This window comes from Pseudomonas koreensis, from assembly GCF_024169245.1.
Lineage (GTDB): Bacteria > Pseudomonadota > Gammaproteobacteria > Pseudomonadales > Pseudomonadaceae > Aquipseudomonas > Aquipseudomonas koreensis_F.
The window spans coordinates 315,947-336,707 of record NZ_JALJWP010000001.1; the positions used below are offsets into that span (position 1 = coordinate 315,947).

Sequence of the window (20,761 nt, forward strand, 5' to 3'; positions counted from 1 at the left end):
ACCCTCTTTGCTTAATTCATCCAGCCCTTGACCCAGTCCATCACCGATTCCGGCGAGGCAGGTGTTTCGCTTGCGCACGCGGCGCCGGGTGGCGGCTCGCTGCCGCGAATATACGGCATCTGTACCGCGCCGGGGCAGTTGGCATCGGAACCCTGGCCGGTGCGTGAATCGACCCAGGCCTGCACGACGTTGTCCGGCTGCGGCATGTCCAGCGGCAGCGGATCGGCCTTGCGCATGAAACTGGTCCAGACCTGCAACGCACCGGTCGCCCCGGTGAACGGCGTCTTGCCGTTGTCATCGCGGCCGAGCCAGACCACCGCCAGCAGATCCTGACTGAAACCGGCAAACCAGCTGTCGCGCGAGTCGTTACTGGTACCAGTCTTGCCTGCCAGTGTCAGGGTCTTGGGCAGCACGTTATAAACCGAACTGCCGGTACCTTCACGCATCACCCGCTGCATGGCGTTCTGGATCAGGTAAATCGAGGCCGGATCGAAACGCTGCTCGATCTGGAACGGATAACGCTTGAGCGGCTCGCCCTCGGCGGTCAACACGCTGCGAATACCGCGCATCGGCGTATTGAAGCCGCCGTTGGCCAGCGTCTGATACATGGTCGCCACTTCGATCGGCGTCATGCCACCGGCACCCAGCAGCATCGACGGGAACGCCGGGAATTCACGGGTCACGCCGAGGCGACCGAGGGTCTTGAGCACGTTCGGCACACCGACTTCCAGGCCCAGTCGCGAGGTCGACAGGTTGTAGGAATGCGCCAGGCCCTGATAGAGGAACACCGTACCGTGGGAGCGGCGATCGTAGTTCTGCGGCTTCCACACCTGACCGTTGGCGCCTTTGACCGACAGCGGATCGTCCGACAGCCAGCTGGTCAGCGTGTACTGACTCGGTTTCTCCAGCGCGGTGAGGTACACCGCCGGTTTGATCAGCGAGCCAATCGGACGCACCGCATCGAGTGCGCGGTTGAAACCGGCGTAACTGGCCTGACGGCTGCCGATCATCGCCTGGACTTCGCCGGTTTCCGGGTTGGTCACGACCATCGCCGCTTCGACGTCATCGGAACCCTTGCGCCCGGCCAGACGTTTGAACGTGTCATTGACCGAAGCTTCGGCTTTCATCTGCAGGATCGGGTCGAAACTGGTGAAGATGCGCAGGCCTTCTTCGGTCAAGTCTTCGTCGCGGTAGTCTTCGCGCAACTGGCGTTTGACCAGATCGATAAAGCCGGGGAACGAGCTGTCGGCGAGCTTGCCGCGCGTGGTCACACCGAGCGGCATTTTCTTCGCCGCTTCGACCTGTTCGGCGGTCGCTACGCCTTGCTGCGCCAACACGTCGAGCACCAGATTACGCCGCTCCAGCGCGCGCTCCGGATTGCGGCGCGGGTTGTAGTAGGACGGCCCTTTGACCATGCCGACCAGCAACGCCACCTGATGCAGTTTCAGCTCGGACAATGGCTGGCCGAAGAAGAACTGGCTGGCCAGACCGAAACCATGCACCGCACGCTGACCGTCCTGGCCGACAAAGACTTCGTTGAGGTAGGCCTCAAGAATTTCCTTTTTGTCGTAATGCAGTTCGAGCAGCAACGCCATCATCGCTTCGGTGAGCTTGCGGGTCAGGCTGCGTTCGCTGGTCAGGTAGAAGTTCTTCACCAGCTGCTGCGTCAGCGTACTGCCGCCCTGGGTCATCTTGCCGCCGGAGGTGTTGATCCACACCGCGCGCGCGATCGATTTCGGCGACACGCCCCAATGGCTATAGAAATCGCGGTCTTCGACGGCGATCAGGGTTTCGAGCAGGTACGGCGGCACCTGATCGAGTTTGATCAGGATGCGGTCTTCAAGATTTTTCGGGTAAATGCCGCCGATCATCAGCGGTTCGAGGCGCACCACCGACAGCTTCGAACCGTTGGTCGCGGACAGCTCGGCGACGTAATCGCCGGAGAAACGCACGCGCACCGGCTGCGGTTTCTCCAGACCTTCATAGAACTGGAAGCCACGGGTGTTCAAGTCGACCGTATTGCCGCTGACGGCGGCAGCACCGGGGCCATTGCTCACGGCTTCGCGGCGATAGCCGAGGGCATCGAGTTCGGTGAGGAAATCGTCCTTGCTCAGCTTCTGTCCGACGAACAGCTCGAGCGGGCGCGCGTATACCTTGGCCGGGATGGTCCAGCGCTTGCCGGAGAACTTCTCCTGCACCACGGCATCGAGGTAAACGGCGAAGCCGGCCAGCACTACCAGGCCGACCAGGCTGAGTTTAATGGCCCAGCTCACCCATGGACTAAGGCCCTTGGCTGGTGGTTTTTTCTTGGTACGGGGGGATCGGGATCGAGTCATGGCGGCGGATTATACGCACTTTATCGATCCTCAACAGGCACGCGCGGAGGTTTGCGTCAGGCGGGCAAGCAGCCATAATGGCCGCCTCGAATTCCCCCGCCTCTGAAGGATCGCCCGTGAGCCAGTCCCTGATCGCTGCCCTGCAAAACCCGGCCCTCTACCCGCATCCCGTCGAAGGGTTTCAGGTCATCGAAACCCACATCTCCTGGGTGATTCTCACCGGGCCCTTTGCCTATAAAGTGAAGAAGCCGGTAAATTTCGGCTTCCTCGACTTCACCAGCCTCGACGCACGCGCACATTTCTGCGCGGAAGAGCTGCGCCTGAATCAGCGTCTGACCGCTGATTTGTATCTGGACGTGTTGCCAGTCACCGGCAGCGTCGAAGCACCGCAACTGGGCGGCGATGGGCCGGCTATCGAATATGTGCTGAAAATGCGCCAGTTCCCGCAGAGCGGCTTGCTCAGCACCCTGCAAGCCAACGGCGAGCTGACCACTCAGCACATCGATGCCTTGGCCGAGCAGATCGCCCATTTCCATCTCAATGCCCCGAAAGTCCCGGCCGAGCACGACGCCGGCACTCCGGACAGCGTGATGGCGCCAGTCTCGCAGAACTTCGAGCAGATCCTGCCGTTCCTCAGCGACAAGAACGACCTGCTGCAACTCGAGGCACTGAAAGCCTGGGCCGAAAGCAGCTTCGAACGCCTCAAGCCGTTGTTCGCCGAGCGCAAGGCCCAAGGTTTCACCCGCGAATGCCACGGCGACATTCACCTGGGCAACGCCACCGTGATCGATGGCAACGTGGTGATCTTCGACTGCATCGAGTTCAACGAGCCATTCCGTTTCACCGACGTCTGGGCTGATACCGGCTTCCTCGCGATGGATCTGGAAGACCGCGGTTTGAAATCGCTGGCCCGTCGCCTCATCAGCCAATACCTGGAACTGACCGGCGACTATCAGGGCGTGGAAGTGCTGAACTTCTATAAAGCCTACCGCGCTCTGGTGCGGGCCAAGGTGGCACTGTTCAGCATGCCGGCGGAGGCGACTGCGGTGCAGCGCGCCACCACCCTGCGCCAGTACCGCAACTACGCCAACCTGGCGGAAAGCTACAGCACCATTCCTTCGCGCTTCATGGCCATCACCCACGGCGTCTCCGCGGTTGGCAAAAGCCACGTGGCCATGCGTCTGGTCGAAGCGCTGGGCGCGATTCGCCTGCGTTCGGATGTCGAGCGCAAGCGCCTGTTCGGTGAGCAGAGCGTTGCCAACGATGTGCAGGCCGGCATTTACAGCGCCGACGCCAGCGCCGCGACTTACGCGCGCCTGCATGAAATCGCCGAGGTGATTTTGCACGCCGGTTTCCCGGTGGTGATCGACGCGACCTATCTCAAGCGTGAGCAGCGCGACAACGCAGCGAAAATTGCCGAAGCCACCGGCACGCCATTCCTGATCCTCGACTGCAACGCCCCGCAAGCGGTGATCGAAAGCTGGCTGGCGATGCGTCAGGCCGATCGAAAGGATCCGTCCGACGCCACCCTCGCCGTCATCGAGGCACAGCAGGCCAACCGCGAAGCGCTGACGCCGGAAGAAATCCTGCGCAGCAAACGCGTGCAGACCAATGAATCCGGAACGCTGGACACCGTGGTCGCGCAGATCCGTCAGCGCCTGCCAGGTCTGTAAAAAACTATTTCGGCCGTGAAGCCCTTGCTCGCTTCACGGCCGTCAAATAGTGGCACTATAATGGCGTCATAAAACCAACAGGTGATTTGACATGAGCCAGCCGAAACTGCTCGACACTCCGCTTTACGCCCTGCTGCACAAAGATGACGTCTCAGGCTTCAACAAGGAACGTCCACAGGATGCCCCCATCGACATGGTCGGCGGCGATTTCCGAGGTCTGGACCTGCGTGAACTGAACGCCGATAACGTGGATTTCCGCGATGCGTACTTCCGCTCCGCCGATCTGCGCGGCATCGACTTTCGCAAGGCCTCGCTCGAAGGTGCCAGCCTGGCCCATGCACAGATTTCCGGTGCGTACTTTCCGCCGGAGCTGAGTGCTGACGAGATCCTGATGTCGATGAATTTCGGCACGCGGTTGCGGTATCGCACACGCTGATATCTGGAAATCTTCCTGACACCACGCCTTTCCCCTGTGGGAGCGAGCCTGCTCGCGAAGGCGTAGTGTCAGTCGACATCGTTATTGCCTGACACACCGTCTTCGCGAGCAGGCTCGCTCCCACATTGGTAACCTTCTACCCCCTTCCCTCTGCGTTCGCAGGTCTTTCACACCCCTTTCTTAGAAGCTTTTGCGTCGAATCCGACCAAACAACCACGCTTTTCCTACTGATGGCTACACTCCTGAGAAGCTCGCCCACGCACCATTCGGCCGTCGCAAGGAGGCTTGATGAATGATGAACTGCAACACCTGAAAAATCTTGGCAAGACGTCGGCGCAATGGCTGCATGCCGTGGGCATCCACAGCGCCTCGGACCTGCGTCGCCTCGGTGCGGTGGATGCCTACCGGGCCGTGCGTACCCGCGGGTTTCGCGCTTCGAAGGTATTGTTGTATGCGATCGAGGGCGCGTTGATGGACGTGCACTGGAACGACATCCCCGCTGAGCGCAAGGACGCCTTGAACAAACAGCTCGAAGCGATCTCCGCGCGCCACAAGAACTGAACAGGCTAGCGCCATGTATTCACTGGGGGATCAATCGACCAACACCGTCTGTGTTTGAGCATGACCCGCAGCAATCCGAAGATCGCTGACGTCCCGTGTTTGCGGGGGCCTTGCAGCCGCTCGTAAAACTAAATTACAGATTTGCAAAAACAGCGATTGACTCGGTAATGAGAATCGCTATGATTATCACAACTGGTCGCGAGATCAGTCGATATTCTGAAAAGCCCTTGGTTCGGACTCTCAGATTATCTCCTCATCAGGCTAATCACGGTTATTTGACCCGGTTTTTACCGGGTCTTTTTTTGCCCGCAGAAAAGTCATTTGCCGAACTGCTGGCGCATCTGCTCGCAGTAATCCGGCTTTGGCGTGGCAGGCGTGTACCAGACGTAATCGGCCATCGCCGCCGTTACCGCATCGCCCTGCTCGGCCAGCATCAACACGGTCGGCGCCTTACCAGCGCCCAGATCCAGCAGATGCAGCGGCACGCCAACATCCTTGCGCGCATGCCAAGCGCCGGCCAACAGAATCCCAGGTGTCGGCGCCGCCAGCATGCGTTCGGCCATACGTCGATCGCGTTGTTGCTGAATCGACAACATCGCCGGCATCTGTGATTCGGGCAGCAAGCCGCAGTGAGATTCACTGACCTGTCCAAGCAACGTGTTTCTCACCGCCAGCGCGTTACTGCGCGGACCGTTCAGGGCAGGTGGTTTACGGTAGATCGCACGGATTTCGCTGTCATCGAGATTGGCCGCCAGCAGCGGATACGGCTGCGTCAGGGCGAAGCGCACGATCGGCCCGTAAAGATTCCAGTCCCAGCCCTCCTGCCAGGCCAATGCAGCAGGCAGATCAGTCGGAACGGATTTCGCCTGGCGCAGCGCGTCGACTTTCGCCTGCTGGTCCGGCACGAGCATTTCCAGCAGCAGACTGCCTTGCGCTCGTTGCTCGCCAAGCGTCTGCAACAGCCACAATTGCGCGGCATGATGATCGGCATTGTCATGCTGCTCGCCAATGATCAAGCGTTCAGGTTCAGCGAGACGCGTCAGCAGTTGCTCCGCGGTGAGCATCTCGCCGCTGCGCAGATCGCGGATTTCCCCGCTCACCGGCGGAGCCACCACGTGCTGACAGCCCGCCAGCAACACCAGCGCCCACAACCACAATCCACGCATGCGACACCTCGATGATTGATCAGCGGGCGATGATCAGCGGATGCCCACGCTCCGGGTGCGGTTGCACCAAAACCTCCAGGCCGAACACAGCTTTTAGCGTATCCGGGCGCAGCACCTGCTGCGGAGTATCCAGCGCAACCGGGCGCCCCTCTTCCAGCAACAGCACGCGATCACAATAGCGTGCCGCCAGATTCAGATCATGCAGGATCACCAGCACCGCCGCGCCACGATTGGCAAACTCGCGCACCGCTTGCAAGGTGGTGTGCTGATGCAGCGGATCGAGCATCGACGTCGGTTCGTCGAGCAACAAGGTTTGCCCAACCTGACCGGGCCAGAGTTGCGCCAGCACCCGAGCCAGATGCACGCGCTGACGCTCACCACCGGACAACGCCAGATAACTGCGCCCGCTCAGGTGCCCGGCATCGGCAGCGGCCAGCGCCGCCGCGACAATTTCGTCATCACGCACGCGCCCGGTCTGGTAGGGCAAACGGCCCATTCCCACGACCTCTTCAACGGCGAAGGCAAAGTCCAGTGTCGAAACCTGCGGCAGCACCGCCAGTCGTTGTGCCCGCTGCGTGCCGCTCCAGTGACCCAACGCCTGCTCGTCGAGCGAAACATTGCCGTCACTGGCGAGCAATTCTCCGCACAAGGCGCCGAGTAATGTGCTTTTGCCGGCGCCGTTCGGCCCCAGCACGCCAAGCACTTCACCGGGTTCGAGTTGCAGCGTAACGCCGCTGAGCACAGCCTTGCGGCCACGGCGAACGTGCAGATTGTGCGCAGACAACATCAGGCACGCCCTCGCAGCAGCAGGTAAAGGAAGAACGGCGCGCCGATAAACGCGGTGACAATGCCAATTGGCAACTCCGCCGGCGCCAGCGCCAGCCGCGCCACCAGATCGGCGAGCAATAACAGGCTCGCACCCGCCAACACCGAGGCTGGCAACAGAACTTTGTGATCGGGGCCGGCCAGCAGACGCACCAGATGCGGCACGACCAGTCCGACAAAACCGATCATGCCCGCCGCCGCCACCGCCGCGCCAACGCCGAGCGCGGTGCAGAACACCAGTTCGCGCTTGAGCCGTTCGACATCGATGCCCAGATGCCCGGCTTCGGATTCACCCAGCAACAACGCATTCAATGCCTTGGCCCGACGCGGCAGCCACAGCGCCACGCCGACGGTGATGATCAGCAGTGGCCATAGTCGTGCGTAACTGGCGCCGTTGAGGCTGCCCAGGTTCCAGAATGTCAGGGTGCGCAGCGTGGCGTCATCGGCCAGATAAGTGAACAGACCGACTGCCGAACTGGCCAGTGCCGTCAGCGCTATACCGGCCAACAACATGGTCGCCACATGCGTCTGACCGTTGCGCCGGCCCAGGCGATAGACCAGCGCCGTGACCCCGAGCCCGCCGAGAAAAGCGCATACCGATAACAGGTAAGGGCCGAACCACTCCGGCAGGCCGCCAAAGAACGAGCCGCCAACAATCGCAATCGCCGCGCCGAGTGCCGCGCCACTGGACACCCCGACCAGCCCCGGATCGGCCAGCGGATTACGAAACAGACCCTGCATCGCCACCCCGGACAGCGCCAGCACCCCGCCGACCGCCAAGCCGAGCAAGGTTCGCGGCAGGCGGATCTGACCGAGAATCAGCTCAGCCTGCTCCAGGCCGTCCGGCGCCAGCGGCACGCCGATCAGACGCAGCGCCGCACGCAAGGTATCGAACAGCGGCAGGCTCACTGGCCCCAATGCCAACGACAGCCAGATCGCCAGCAGACACAGGAGGGTCAGGCCGATGAACAGGCCACGGGGTTTGACCAGTGTGGTCATTGGCCGCCCTTGGCCGGGTAGAAACCGTCAGTCAGGGTTTGCAAAGCAGCCGGCAGACGCGGCCCGAGCCCGCCGACCAGCAGCGTAGGATCCAGCTCCATCACCCGCCCACTCTTGGCCGCACGGCTGGAACTGAGAATCGGGTTTTCCTTGAATAACGCGGCTTTTGCCGCGTCACCGCTCAGCGCGCGGTCGGCGAACACCAGCACTTCGGGATCTAGGCTGGCGAGAGATTCCACAGAAAACGGTTTGTAGCCGGTATGCGTCGCAAGGTTGTGTCCGCCAGCCTGTTGCAGCAGCCAATCGGCGGCCGTGTCTTTTCCGGCAATCAACGGCTTGCCACCGGCGTGCCCGAGCAATAGCAGGACGCCTGGGGCTTTCTGTGTGGTTTGCACTTGGGCAACGCGGGCAGCCTGCGCCTGGAGTTGCTGTTGATAAGTCTGCAGCAACTGCGCCGCCTGCTGTTGCGCGCCGAGCAACTGGCCAAGATGAATGACATTTTTTTCCAGCGTCGGCAGATCCGCCTGCGCCGAGAACAACTCGACTTTCACCTTGGCGGCTTTGACTTGCGCCAGAACCGGCGGTGGGCCCATTTCTTCAGTGCCGATGAGAATGTCCGGGCGCAGGCTCAAGATGCCTTCCGCCGACAGGCTGCGCTGATAGCCAATGCTCGGCAGCGCCTGCAACGATTGCGGATGCTGGCTGGTGGTGTCGACCCCGACCAGCTTCGACTCGCCGCCCAACGCGCTGACCCATTCCGACAGTGCGCCGCCGGCGCTGACCCAGCGTTGCGGGAGATCCGCCGCGGTCGTCTGATGGCTGAGAAAAAGGCCGACGCACAGCATGGCAACGCGGTTTTTCAGGCGCATAAACAGCTTCCTTGAACAAGGTTTCCCGGGCATCGGCGCAGCGAGCCAAGTATCCTCGACAACAGCCAGACTCCCTTTGGGAGAAGGCCGCCATTTGATAATTGTTTGCATTTGAACGTCAAGCTCGGACATATCCAGACACGAGCGAACACCAGAGGATAGCCATGAAGTTTCTCTGCGCCGGCAGCGATCTGGCCGAAGCCGGCAGCCGCGGTTTCGAAATCGAAGACAAAAAGCTGTTCGCCGTGCGTCGCGGTGGGCAGGCCTATGTTTACCTCAACCGCTGCCCGCACCGTGGCGTCGGCCTGGAATGGCAGCCCGACCGGTTTCTCGACCCCAGCAACAGCCTGATCCAGTGCGCCACCCACGGCGCACTGTTTCTGATCGAGGACGGCGAATGCGTTGCCGGCCCGTGCGCCGGGCAATCACTGACGGCGATTGAATGCCGGGAAGATACACAAGGCGTGTGGGTCGATGTTTAACCGTTGAGCAAGACGTCGAGTCGACGGTCGATGACCATCTCTTCATGGTCGAGGCGCACGCCATAGGCCAGCACCTCGACACCGCAGGCGACCGCCTCACGCAGCGCCTCGGCATAGGCCCAATCGATCTCCTCGGCCGGGCGCACGGCATCGATACCGGTGAGGTTTACACAGTACAACTGCACCGCCCGAATGCCGTCGCGCGCCAGATGCGCCAGCTCACGCAGATGCTTGGCCCCGCGCTGGGTCACCGCATCGGGAAATGCCGCTACCGGCGTGCCGTCGAAGCCGAGGGTGACGCTCTTCACTTCGACATAAGCAGGCCCGCTGGGGTATTCGAGGCGGAAGTCGATGCGGCTTTTTTCCTGCCCATAGGCGACTTCCCGCTTCAACGCGGTAAAGCCGTTCAACTCGGAGATCACCCCGGCCTGCAAGGCTTCTTCGACCAAACCGTTGGCGCGCCCGGTGTTGACGCAGAACAGCCGGCCTTGCGGGGTTTCGCCAATTTCCCAAGTGCCGGGCAATTTGCGTTTAGGGTCGTTGGAGCGACTGAACCAGACCTGCCCGCCCTCGACCTGGCAATTGAGCATCGAACCGGTGTTCGGACAGTGAATGGTCAGCAACTCGCCACTAACGGTTTCGATATCGGCGAGAAAACGCTTGTAGCGGCGAATCAGCCGCGCCTCTTCCAGAGCAGGATAAAAGCGCATCAGCCTTGCCAGCTCTTCAAGCCACGGGCAATGCGCTCCACGGCTTCCTGCAAGCGTGCGAGGTTTTGTGTGTAAGCGAAGCGCACGTGATGGCCGGCCTGATAACGACCGAAATCCAGCCCGGGCGTGAAGGCCACATGCTCGGTTTCGAGGAAATGCCGGCAGAACGCGAAGGCATCGCCGCCGAAACGGCTGATATCGGCGTACAGGTAAAAGGCGCCTTCCGGCTCAACGGCAATGTTGAAGCCAAGTTCGCGCAGCGCTGGCAGGAGGAAGTCGCGACGGCGCGCGAATTCGGCGCGACGCTCTTCGAGAATCGCGATCGTCGCCGGTTCGAAACAGGCCAGCGCCGCGTACTGGGCCATGCTCGGTGCACTGATGTAGAGGTTCTGCGCGAGTTTTTCCAGTTCACCGACCGCCGCCTCGGGCGCCACCAGCCAGCCCAGGCGCCAACCGGTCATGCCGAAATACTTGGAGAAACTGTTGAGGACAAAGGCGCTGTCATCGACCTCCAGCACGCTGGCGGCTTCGGTGCCGTAGGTCAGGCCGTGGTAGATCTCGTCCACCACCAGATGCCCGTTTCTGGCCTTGATCGCTGTGGATAACCCGGCCAGCTCATCGCGCGTCAGCAAAGTGCCCGTCGGGTTGGCCGGCGAAGCGACAAGGGCGCCGACACTGTCGTGGTCCCAATGCCGCTCGACCAGATCCGGGGTCAGTTGATAGCGCACCTCCGGCCCGACCGGGACCAGTTGCGCCGCGCCTTCGACCAGCCGCAGAAAATGCCGGTTGCACGGGTAGCCCGGGTCTGCCAGCAACCAGTGTTTACCCGGATCGACCAGCAAGGCACTGGCCAGCAACAGCGCGCCAGAGCCGCCCGGCGTGATCAGAATGCGCCGCGGGTCGATGTTCAGGCCGTATCGCGACTGGTAAAACCCGGCAATCGCCTCGCGCAGCTCGGGAATGCCACGGGCGGCGGTGTAACGGGTCTTGCCCGCGGTCAACGCGGCTTGGCCCGCGCGAATGATTGGCTCGGCAGTAGTGAAGTCCGGCTCGCCGATTTCCAGATGGATCACGTCGTGGCCTTCGGCCTGCAATTCATTGGCCCGCGCCAGCAGCGCCATCACATGGAACGGTTCGATCGCACGACTGCGCGCACTGTAGGGGGCCATTGGATTGCCTTCGACAGGAAAAAAGAGACGATTCTACCTGTCTGCCGGAACGAGCGAGAACCCGTGAAGGTCACAGCCTCAAGAACGCTGGACTGTAACGATCTGAACGTACGCTCCAGGATTGACTAAAATCAGTGATTGAACAGGTCTCCATTCCCACAGACACGGCTTGCCAAACATCTGCAAGCGCCACCCGCCGGGGGCTCGACATCCGGGAGTAGCGCAGGCTGATTTGATCTGGTAAGTTCGCCCGCTTGCAGCCGCAGGGCCGGCAGGTGTCGGTGATGGAGCAATCCTGCGCAATGGATTACAAGAGTAGAGGCGGTCTATTTCATGTCCACCCAAGCAAAGCAACAGCAGCAAGCGACGATCAGCGGCTTCGAACCTTACGTTTCGAAGGCGGGTGAAGAGTACATGGGCGCTCCGATGCGCGCGCACTTCACCAAGATCCTGAACAAGTGGAAACTGGACTTGATGCAGGAAGTCGACCGTACGGTTGATCACATGAAAGACGAAGCGGCCAACTTCCCTGACCCGGCCGACCGTGCCAGCCAGGAAGAAGAGTTCGCCCTCGAACTGCGCGCCCGCGATCGCGAGCGCAAGCTGATCAAGAAAATCGACAAGACGCTGCAGCTGATCGAGGACGAAGAGTACGGCTGGTGCGAGTCCTGCGGCATCGAGATCGGCGTCAAGCGCCTCGAAGCCCGTCCGACTGCCGATCTGTGCATCGACTGCAAGACCCTGGCGGAAATCAAGGAAAAGCAGGTCGGCAAGTAATCGCGACCTGAAGGAAAAACGGAGCGTGCGAACGCTCCGTTTTTGTTTCTGCCTTTTGCTTCTGCCGTTGCTTTTTGTAGGAGTGAGCCTGCTCGCGATAGCGATGGGTCAGTCAATATCTTGGTTGAATGTCACACCGCTATCGCGAGCAGGCTCACTCCTACAGGTTGACCTGCGTATAGCCTGAAAAGTAGTTTCGTTTCCATGACCGCCAAAACGTCCCCCGCCTACATCGGCCGCTTCGCCCCCACCCCCAGTGGCCACCTGCACTTCGGCTCGCTGGTCGCTGCGTTGGCGTCCTATCTCGACGCTCGCTCGGTCGGTGGGCGCTGGCTGGTGCGCATGGAAGATCTCGATCCGCCGCGCGAAGAGCCCGGTGCGCAAGCGGCGATTCTCAAGGCGCTGGAAAGTTACGGTTTCGAATGGGACGGCGAAATGGTCCGCCAGAGCGATCGGCACGCGGCCTACGCCGAGGTGCTCGACAGCCTGTTCAACCATGGCCTGGCTTACGCCTGCACCTGCTCGCGCAAACAGCTGGAGCCCTACCACGGCATTTATCCTGGGTTCTGTCGCAACGCCGGGCATGCTCAGCACGACGCGGCGATCCGCCTGCGCGCGCCGGAGCTGGAATACCGCTTCATTGACCGCGTACAGGGCGAATACCGTCAGCACCTGGGCCGCGACGTCGGCGACTTCGTCATCCGTCGTCGAGACGGTCTCTATGCCTATCAACTCGCGGTGGTGCTCGATGACGCCTGGCAAGGCATCACCGACATCGTGCGTGGCGCCGATCTGCTCGATTCGACGCCGCGTCAGTTGTACCTGCAAGAACTGCTCGGCCTGAAACAGCCGCGCTATCTGCACCTGCCATTGATCACTCAGCCGGACGGCAACAAACTCGGCAAGTCCTACCGTTCGCCGCCGCTTGAAGCCGATCAGGCCACGCCGTTGCTGCTGCGAGCCTTGCGTGCATTGGGGCAGAACCCCGGCACTGAGCTGGCCCATGCGTCGCCGGGCGAACTGCTGGCCTGGGGCAGCGCACACTGGGATGCCGCCAGGATCCCGCGCAGACTGACCCTGCCCGAAGCGCAACTGCAATGACGACACTTGCAGTCGCGCGCCCATCCGTTACCATCGCCGCACGTTTTCGGGCACGCGCATAAAAAAGAGAGGCCGGGATGTACATCTATCGCTTGGTCCTGCTTTTGGTCGTCGGGATCTACCTGTTCTCCCCCGCCATCATGGATTGGTGGATCGACGCGACGGGCGCCTGGTATCGCCCTTATCTGCTCTGGCTGATCCTGATTGTCGTGACCTTCATCCTGCAGAGCCAAAAAGATGCCGATGAGCTTTAGCCTGACCCAGATGATCCTGATCAGCGCCGCGTACCTGGCGGCGCTGTTTGGCGTTGCCTGGGTCAGCGAACGGGGCATGATCCCGCGCGCGATCATTCGCCACCCGTTGACCTACACCCTGTCGCTGGGTGTTTACGCCAGTGCCTGGGCGTTCTACGGCACGGTGGGCCTGGCCTATCAATATGGTTACGGCTTTCTGTCCAGCTATCTCGGCGTGTCCGGTGCGTTTCTGCTGGCGCCGGTGCTGCTCTACCCGATTCTGAAGATTACCCGCACCTATCAACTGTCGTCGCTGGCCGACCTGTTTGCCTTCCGCTTTCGCAGTACCTGGGCCGGCGCGCTGACCACGATTTTCATGTTGATCGGCGTCTTGCCGTTGCTGGCCCTGCAGATTCAGGCAGTGGCCGACTCCATCGGCATTCTCACCGGGGAACGCGTGCAGAGCCGCGTGGCGCTGGCGTTCTGTGCGCTGATTATTCTGTTCACGATCTTCTTCGGTTCCCGGCATATCGCCACCCGCGAGAAACACGAAGGGCTGGTGTTCGCCATCGCCTTTGAATCGATCATCAAACTGATTGCCCTCGGCGGCGTGGGCCTGTACGCGCTGTATGGGGTATTCGACGGCCCGCAACAGCTCGAACTATGGCTGCTGCAAAACCAGACCGCCCTCGCCGCTCTGCACACGCCGTTGCAGGAAGGCCCGTGGCGCACGCTGCTGTTGGTGTTCTTCGCCTCGGCAATCGTGATGCCGCACATGTATCACATGACATTTACCGAGAACCTCAATCCGCGCTCGCTGGTCAGTGCCAGTTGGGGCCTGCCGCTGTTTCTACTGTTGATGAGCCTCGCCGTGCCGCTGATTCTCTGGGCCGGCCTGAAACTGGGCGCCACCACCGACCCGGAATACTTCACCCTCGGCATCGGCATTGCCGCCAACAGCAAACCGCTGGCCTTGCTTGCCTATGTCGGTGGTCTGTCCGCCGCCAGTGGCCTGATCATCGTCACCACCCTGGCCTTGTCGGGCATGGCGCTGAACCATCTGGTGCTGCCGCTCTATCAACCGCCGGCCGAAGGCAACATCTACCGCTGGCTGAAATGGACCCGTCGGGCGTTGATCGTGGCGATCATCATGGCCGGTTTCGGTTTCTACCTGATGCTTGGCGTCGAACAGGATCTGGCCAACCTGGGCATCGTCGCGTTCGTGGCGACCCTGCAATTTTTGCCCGGGGTGTTGTCGGTGCTGTACTGGCCGACCGCCAACCGTCGTGGCTTCATTGCCGGTCTGCTGGCGGGGATCACGGTCTGGGTGGTGACCATGTTGCTGCCGCTGGTTGGCAATCTGCAGGGTTTCTACATTCCGCTGCTGAACATGATCTACGTGCTCGACGACACCAGTTGGCACATGGCAGCCATCGCCTCGCTTGCCGCCAACGTCCTGATGTTCACTTTGATTTCGCTGTTCACCAACGCCAGCCCGGAAGAAGCCAGCGCCGCCGAAGCCTGTGCGGTGGACAACGTGCGCCGCCCGCAACGCCGCGAATTGCACGCCGCCTCGCCGCAGGAATTCGCCACGCAACTGGCCAAACCGCTGGGCGCCAAGGCGGCGCAGAAAGAAGTCGAGCAAGCGCTGCGCGATCTGTATCTGCCCTTCGACGAACGCCGCCCTTACGCCTTGCGCCGTTTGCGCGACCGCATCGAGGCCAACCTGTCCGGCCTGATGGGCCCGAGCGTGGCCCAGGATATGGTGGAAACCTTTCTGCCCTATAAGGCTGGCGGTGAAAACTACGTCACCGAAGACATTCACTTCATCGAAAGCCGTCTCGAGGATTACCACTCGCGTCTCACAGGTCTGGCCGCCGAACTCGACGCCCTGCGCCGCTACCACCGGCAGACCTTGCAGGAACTGCCGATGGGCGTCTGCTCGCTGGCCAAGGATCAGGAGATCCTGATGTGGAACAAAGCCATGGAAGAGCTGACCGGCATCGCTGCGCAGCGGGTGGTCGGTTCGCGCCTGAGTACCATCGCCAACCCGTGGAAAGAGTTGCTGCAAGGCTTCATCAACCTGCCCGACGAGCATTTGCACAAACAGCATCTGGCCCTCGATGGCCAGACCCGCTGGCTGAACCTGCACAAAGCGGCGATCGACGAACCGTTGGCACCGGGTAACAGCGGCCTGGTGCTACTCGTCGAGGATCTGACCGAAACGCAGATGCTCGAAGATAAACTGGTGCATTCCGAACGCCTGGCCAGTATCGGTCGACTCGCAGCGGGCGTGGCCCACGAAATCGGCAATCCGATTACTGGCATCGCCTGTCTGGCGCAAAATCTGCGCGAAGAGCGTGAAGACGACGGCGAGCTGACGGAAATCAGCGGGCAGATCCTCGAGCAGACCAAACGCGTCTCGCGCATCGTCCAGTCGCTGATGAGTTTTGCCCATGCCGGCAGCCATCAGCACAGCGACGAGCCCGTTTGTCTGGCAGAGGTCGCTCAAGATGCGATTGGCCTGCTGGCCTTGAACCGGCGCAATTTCGAAGTGCAGTTCTACAACCTGTGCGATCCCGACCACTGGGTCGAAGGCGACCCGCAACGGCTCGCCCAGGTGCTGATCAATCTGCTCTCCAACGCCCGTGACGCGTCGCCGCCGCACAGTGCGGTACGGGTCAAGAGCGAAGCCGGCGAACACACGGTCGATCTGATCGTCGAAGACGAAGGCAGTGGTATTCCGTCGAGCATCATGGACCGATTGTTCGAACCTTTCTTCACCACCAAGGATCCGGGTGAAGGCACCGGTCTGGGCCTTGCACTGGTCTATTCCATCGTTGAAGAGCATTATGGACAAATCACCATCGACAGCCCGGCTGATGTACAAAGCCAGCGCGGCACCCGTATCCGGGTGACCTTACCGCGTCATGTCGAAGCGACGTCCGCTGTGAACTGAGACCGTCGAGAGTATCGAATCAATGCCGCACATTTTGATCGTCGAAGACGAAACCATTATCCGCTCCGCCTTGCGCCGCCTGCTGGAACGCAACCAGTACCAGGTCAGCGAAGCCGGATCAGTGCAGGAAGCACAAGAACGCTTCACCATTCCTACGTTCGATCTGATCGTCAGCGACCTGCGCCTGCCGGGCGCTCCGGGCACCGAGCTGATCAAGCTCGGCCAGGGCACGCCGGTGCTGATCATGACCAGTTACGCCAGCCTGCGCTCGGCGGTCGACTCGATGAAAATGGGCGCGGTCGATTACATCGCCAAGCCGTTCGACCACGATGAGATGCTCCAGGCGGTTGCGCGGATCCTGCGTGATCGGCAGTCGGCTCCGGCGGCCGGCGAAGCCACGGCGAGCAAGCCTGCCACGGGCAACGGCAAAGCCGCTGTGGATAACAGCAACGGCGAAATTGGCATCATCGGTTCGTGCCCACCGATGCAGGACCTCTACAGCAAGATCCGCAAGGTCGCGCCTACCGACTCCAACGTATTGATCCAGGGTGAATCCGGCACCGGTAAAGAACTGGTGGCCCGCGCCCTGCACAATCTGTCGAAACGCGCCAAGGCACCGATGATTTCGGTGAACTGCGCGGCGATTCCGGAAAGCCTGATCGAATCCGAACTGTTCGGCCACGAGAAAGGTGCGTTCACCGGGGCCAGCGCAGGGCGCGCCGGTCTGGTCGAAGCGGCGGACGGCGGCACCTTGTTCCTCGATGAGATCGGCGAACTGCCACTGGAAGCCCAGGCTCGACTGCTGCGGGTCTTGCAGGAAGGCGAAATTCGCCGGGTCGGTTCGGTGCAGTCGCAGAAAGTCGATGTGCGCCTGATCGCTGCAACCCACCGCGATCTCAAGAGCCTGGCGAAAATCGGCCAGTTCCGTGAAGACCTTTATTACCGTCTGCACGTGATTGCCCTGAAACTGCCGCCGCTGCGCGAGCGTGGCGCCGACGTCAACGAAATCGCCAATGCCTTCCTCGCTCGCCAGAGCGCGCGGATCAACCGCACCGACCTGAAATTTGCTGCCGATGCCGAACAGGCGATCCGGCATTATTCCTGGCCGGGCAACGTGCGCGAGCTGGAGAACGCCGTCGAGCGCGCGGTGATTCTCAGCGAAAGCCCCGAGATCTCGGCCGACCTGCTGGGCATCGACATCGAGCTGAGCGATCTGGAAGACGACGAGTTCATCGGTCTGCCGCCGCAAACCGGTGGTAACGCCAGCAACAGCAGCCATGAGCCGACCGAGGATCTGTCGCTGGAAGACTATTTCCAGCACTTCGTCCTCGAGCATCAGGACCACATGACCGAGACCGAACTGGCGCGCAAACTGGGCGTCAGCCGTAAATGCCTGTGGGAACGCCGCCAGCGTCTGGGCATTCCACGGCGCAAGACCGGGGTCGCCAGCGAGAGCTGAGCGTTACCCTCCGCGTGTGCGGGTAACGCATGACAATGTGAAAAAACTGTTACCGCAGTCGATTCACGTAACAGAAGCCGGGGTTATCGGTAACGAAACCCCGGCTTTTTTTCGCCCATGCAAAACGGTTATATCGACCTAACCCCTTGTTTCGCGGGGTTTGGCAAAAGTTGGCACGCACCCTGCTATATGTTTGGTACAAGAACAATAACAAGCAATGCACAAGACAATAAAAATAAGACGAATCGACTCACGCACAATAAAAACAAGACGGCGAGAGGCGCAGCTAACTGATTCTTTTGGAGAGGCGTTGTATTTGGGGCTTGCCCCACGACCAGGCCGAGAACAACAAAAACTGTCCTAAGACAGAACCTGTACTGGTTGGATCGACAGATCACTGCAATTCAGCGACCAAAGCAATCCGTTTGCTCTTGGCTCCCGATTGGGAGGGTCACGAAGGAAACACTTCGTGGCGAGGGCACTCAACAAAAACAAAAAGCCCGAATCAATAATAAAAAGAGCACGCAACTACTTCTTGGGGAGCTTCGGCTCCCCTTGTAGTTTCTCCCTTCCGTGAAATTCCCCTTCGTTTTGCTCGCTCGACCCTTGTAGCTCGCGGCTTACAGCCCGAATCTGCTGTCTCCTACACCATCCCCCGACTAAATGCTAGAATCTGCGCCCATCATGCGGTCATTCTTTTGGTATGGCCGAACATTCCTTCAAACAGTGCATCCCATGCTGAAGAAGCTGTTCCAGTCATTCCGAACTCCCGTGCGTCGTACGCAACACATCCGCAGCACCCCTGAAGTGCTCAACAGCGGCCAACATTCGCTGCAGAAAACGCAGTTCAGCCGCTATGCGGTGAACATCGTCGAACGCCTGCAAGGTGCCGGTTACCAGGCTTATCTGGTCGGTGGTTGCGTGCGTGACATGCTGCTGGGCATCACGCCCAAGGATTTCGACGTCGCCACCAGCGCCACCCCCGAGCAGGTCCGTGCCGAATTCCGCAATGCGCGGATCATCGGTCGCCGGTTCAAACTGGTGCACATCCATTTCGGTCGCGAAATCATTGAAGTCGCGACCTTCCGCGCCAATCACCCGGTCAACGAAGACGACGAAGACAGCAATCAGTCTTCGCGCAACGAGAGCGGGCGGATTCTGCGCGACAACGTCTACGGCACCCTGGAAGAAGACGCGCAACGCCGCGACTTCACCATCAACGCCCTGTATTACGATCCGGTCAGCGAGCGCATTCTCGATTACGCCAATGGCGTGCACGACATTCGCAATCACCTGATCCGTCTGATCGGCGACCCGAAGCAGCGTTACCAGGAAGACCCGGTGCGCATGCTGCGGGCCGTGCGTTTCGCCGCCAAGCTCAACTTCGGCATCGAGAAGCACACCGTGCAGCCGATCCGCGAACTGGCACCGATGCTGCGCGAGATTCCCTCGGCGCGGCTGTTCGAAGAAGTGCTCAAGCTGTTCCTCTCCGGCCACGGCGCGATCACCTTTGAAATGCTGGTCGATCTGCAACTGTTCGCCCCGCTGTTCCCGGCCAGTGCCGAGGCGCTGGAATACAGCCCGGAATACACCCACACGCTGATCAGCGAAGCGTTGAGCAACACCGACCTGCGCATCAAGCAGAACAAACCGGTGACCCCGGCGTTCCTTTTTGCCGCCCTGCTCTGGCCGGCACTGCCGGCCCGCGTGTTGCGTCTGCAGGAACGTGGCATGCCGCCGATTCCGGCGATGCAGGAAGCCGCTCACGAGCTGATCGCCGAACAGTGCCAGCGCATCGCCATTCCGAAACGCTTCACCATGCCGATCCGCGAAATCTGGGACATGCAGGAACGCCTGCCACGGCGCAGCGGCAAACGTGCCGATCTGTTGCTGGACAATCCGCGGTTCCGTGCCGGTTACGATTTCCTGCTGCTGCGTGAAAGCGCCGGCGAGGAGACCGACGGTCTTGGCGAATGGTGGACCGATTATCAGGACGCCAACGACAGCGAGCGCCGCGACATGATCCGCGACCTCAGCGGCAAGGGCGACGATGCCAGTGGCGCACCGCGCAAGCGTCGCCGCAGCGGCGGTTCCAAGCGCAAGCGCGCCGGGGCTTCGAGCGCGACGGGCGAGTAAGCGATGGAACGCATCTATATCGGTCTGGGCAGCAACCTCGCTGACCCGGCCGACCAATTGCGCAGCGCCATTGCGGCGCTGGGGCAATTGCCGCAGACCAGCCTTGCTGGCGTTTCAGCCTTTTATCAAAGCGATTCGCTGTTGCCGGGCCAGCCGCGCTACACCAACGCTGTCGCCGCCCTCGACAGCTCGCTCGCACCGATCGAGTTGCTCGACGCCTTGCAGGCGATCGAAAACGCTCAGGGCCGCGAACGTCTGGAGCGCTGGGGGCCGCGCACGCTGGATCTGGATATTCTGCTGTTCGGCGATCGGCTGATCGATGAGCCACGGCTGAAAGTCCCGCATTACCAGATTCAGGAGCGGGCGTTCGTTCTCTACCCCCTCGCTGAACTGGCGCCGCAGGATCTGCGCCTTGCCGATGGCCGCGCCCTCTCCGACCTGCTGGCCGCTTGCCCGTTCGTCGGCCTCGAACGCATTCCCCACGCCTGACACACATTCCTTGTGTAGGAGCTGCGGAACGCTGCGATCTTTTGATCTCTTGATGTTAAAAATCAAAAGATCGCAGCCTCGTTTCACTCGACAGCTCCTACAGTTGATCGGGTGAGATTCACTATTATTGTCAGACAAAAATCCCCCGAATCAGGCCCGCCGCGCCGCTGAATCGCATCAGTAACGCCGGTAACACCGCCCGCGTAACAATGCGGTAACACACGCAATTGACTTCCGCTTGGCTCATCACGACTATAGGCGTCCCGCTGCCGCCAACCCGGCATGAACGGGCGCAATCCAGGCCTTTCAAAGCACGACACAAGACCGTGCGCCTGAGTAGATGAAGAATCACGCGCGTGACTCGCAGCAGTTTCCAGAGCG

Annotated in this window: 18 protein-coding genes; 11 read left to right on the forward strand and 7 right to left on the reverse strand. The window is 61.0% G+C overall.

Going from position 1 to position 20,761, the window contains the following annotated elements; genetic code table 11:
- Window positions 1-11 precede the first annotated feature (11 nt).
- Window positions 12-2,336, reverse strand: coding sequence for a penicillin-binding protein 1B (gene mrcB / locus J2Y90_RS01460; protein WP_253495929.1), 2,325 nt, complete (start codon window positions 2,334-2,336; stop codon window positions 12-14).
- A 116-nt stretch (window positions 2,337-2,452) separates the two neighbouring features.
- Here mrcB and J2Y90_RS01465 point away from each other — a divergent pair, with 116 nt between their 5' ends.
- The 3 genes from J2Y90_RS01465 (at window position 2,453) to J2Y90_RS01475 (ending at window position 5,006) form a co-directional block, all read left to right on the forward strand.
- Window positions 2,453-4,009: an AAA family ATPase gene (locus J2Y90_RS01465; RefSeq protein WP_253495931.1), complete on the forward strand. Its 1,557-nt coding sequence runs from the start codon at window positions 2,453-2,455 to the stop codon at window positions 4,007-4,009.
- A 91-nt stretch (window positions 4,010-4,100) separates the two neighbouring features.
- A complete protein-coding gene (locus J2Y90_RS01470) occupies window positions 4,101-4,445 on the forward strand; it encodes a pentapeptide repeat-containing protein (RefSeq protein WP_253495933.1) in 345 nt (114 codons plus the stop codon).
- A gap of 288 nt (window positions 4,446-4,733) precedes the next feature.
- Window positions 4,734-5,006, forward strand: a complete 273-nt coding sequence (locus J2Y90_RS01475; protein WP_016773175.1) for a TfoX/Sxy family protein — start codon at window positions 4,734-4,736, stop codon at window positions 5,004-5,006.
- Between the two features lie 317 nt (window positions 5,007-5,323).
- Here J2Y90_RS01475 and J2Y90_RS01480 read toward each other — a convergent pair whose 3' ends face one another.
- The 4 genes from J2Y90_RS01480 to J2Y90_RS01495 are packed head-to-tail and all read right to left on the reverse strand — an operon-like array spanning window position 5,324 to window position 8,865.
- On the reverse strand, window positions 5,324-6,172 hold the full coding sequence (locus J2Y90_RS01480; protein ID WP_253495935.1) for a ChaN family lipoprotein: 849 nt from the start codon (window positions 6,170-6,172) through the stop codon (window positions 5,324-5,326).
- 19 nt (window positions 6,173-6,191) lie between these two features.
- Entirely contained in the window at window positions 6,192-6,959 is a 768-nt protein-coding gene (locus tag J2Y90_RS01485) for a heme ABC transporter ATP-binding protein (RefSeq protein ID WP_253495936.1), read from the reverse strand.
- Complete coding sequence (locus tag J2Y90_RS01490; RefSeq protein ID WP_253505019.1) at window positions 6,959-7,942, reverse strand: FecCD family ABC transporter permease; 984 nt, start codon at window positions 7,940-7,942, stop codon at window positions 6,959-6,961. Before J2Y90_RS01490 ends, J2Y90_RS01485 begins: the two co-directional genes overlap by 1 nt.
- A gap of 50 nt (window positions 7,943-7,992) precedes the next feature.
- Window positions 7,993-8,865: a heme/hemin ABC transporter substrate-binding protein gene (locus J2Y90_RS01495; protein WP_253495938.1), complete on the reverse strand. Its 873-nt coding sequence runs from the start codon at window positions 8,863-8,865 to the stop codon at window positions 7,993-7,995.
- A gap of 164 nt (window positions 8,866-9,029) precedes the next feature.
- Between J2Y90_RS01495 and J2Y90_RS01500 the strand changes: the two genes are divergently transcribed.
- Entirely contained in the window at window positions 9,030-9,347 is a 318-nt protein-coding gene (locus tag J2Y90_RS01500) for a Rieske (2Fe-2S) protein (RefSeq protein ID WP_253495940.1), read from the forward strand.
- Here the strand turns inward: J2Y90_RS01500 and sfsA are convergent.
- Both sfsA and J2Y90_RS01510 read right to left on the reverse strand, forming a co-directional pair.
- Window positions 9,344-10,057 carry a DNA/RNA nuclease SfsA gene (gene sfsA / locus J2Y90_RS01505; RefSeq protein WP_253495942.1) on the reverse strand — a complete coding sequence of 238 codons (714 nt, stop codon included), beginning with the start codon at window positions 10,055-10,057 and terminating at the stop codon, window positions 9,344-9,346. The genes J2Y90_RS01500 and sfsA overlap by 4 nt on opposite strands.
- On the reverse strand, window positions 10,057-11,226 hold the full coding sequence (locus tag J2Y90_RS01510) for a pyridoxal phosphate-dependent aminotransferase (RefSeq protein ID WP_253495945.1): 1,170 nt from the start codon (window positions 11,224-11,226) through the stop codon (window positions 10,057-10,059). The genes sfsA and J2Y90_RS01510 overlap by 1 nt, the downstream gene beginning before the upstream one ends.
- 333 nt (window positions 11,227-11,559) lie before the next feature.
- Between J2Y90_RS01510 and dksA the strand changes: the two genes are divergently transcribed.
- From dksA to folK, 7 genes are all read left to right on the forward strand, one after another.
- Window positions 11,560-12,003: an RNA polymerase-binding protein DksA gene (dksA, locus tag J2Y90_RS01515; protein WP_042610464.1), complete on the forward strand. Its 444-nt coding sequence runs from the start codon at window positions 11,560-11,562 to the stop codon at window positions 12,001-12,003.
- A gap of 204 nt (window positions 12,004-12,207) precedes the next feature.
- Complete coding sequence (gene gluQRS / locus J2Y90_RS01520; RefSeq protein ID WP_253495947.1) at window positions 12,208-13,104, forward strand: tRNA glutamyl-Q(34) synthetase GluQRS; 897 nt, start codon at window positions 12,208-12,210, stop codon at window positions 13,102-13,104.
- Between the two features lie 77 nt (window positions 13,105-13,181).
- Entirely contained in the window at window positions 13,182-13,358 is a 177-nt protein-coding gene (locus J2Y90_RS01525) for a hypothetical protein (protein ID WP_003176118.1), read from the forward strand.
- Window positions 13,342-16,296, forward strand: coding sequence for a sensor histidine kinase (locus J2Y90_RS01530; RefSeq protein WP_161806084.1), 2,955 nt, complete (start codon window positions 13,342-13,344; stop codon window positions 16,294-16,296). Before J2Y90_RS01525 ends, J2Y90_RS01530 begins: the two co-directional genes overlap by 17 nt.
- A 22-nt stretch (window positions 16,297-16,318) precedes the next feature.
- A complete protein-coding gene (locus tag J2Y90_RS01535) occupies window positions 16,319-17,755 on the forward strand; it encodes a sigma-54-dependent transcriptional regulator (RefSeq protein WP_253495949.1) in 1,437 nt (478 codons plus the stop codon).
- A 735-nt stretch (window positions 17,756-18,490) separates the two neighbouring features.
- Window positions 18,491-19,891, forward strand: coding sequence for a polynucleotide adenylyltransferase PcnB (locus J2Y90_RS01540; RefSeq protein ID WP_253495951.1), 1,401 nt, complete (start codon window positions 18,491-18,493; stop codon window positions 19,889-19,891).
- Window positions 19,892-19,894: 3 nt separating this feature from the next.
- Window positions 19,895-20,380, forward strand: coding sequence for a 2-amino-4-hydroxy-6-hydroxymethyldihydropteridine diphosphokinase (folK, locus tag J2Y90_RS01545; protein ID WP_253495953.1), 486 nt, complete (start codon window positions 19,895-19,897; stop codon window positions 20,378-20,380).
- Window positions 20,381-20,761 lie beyond the last annotated feature (381 nt).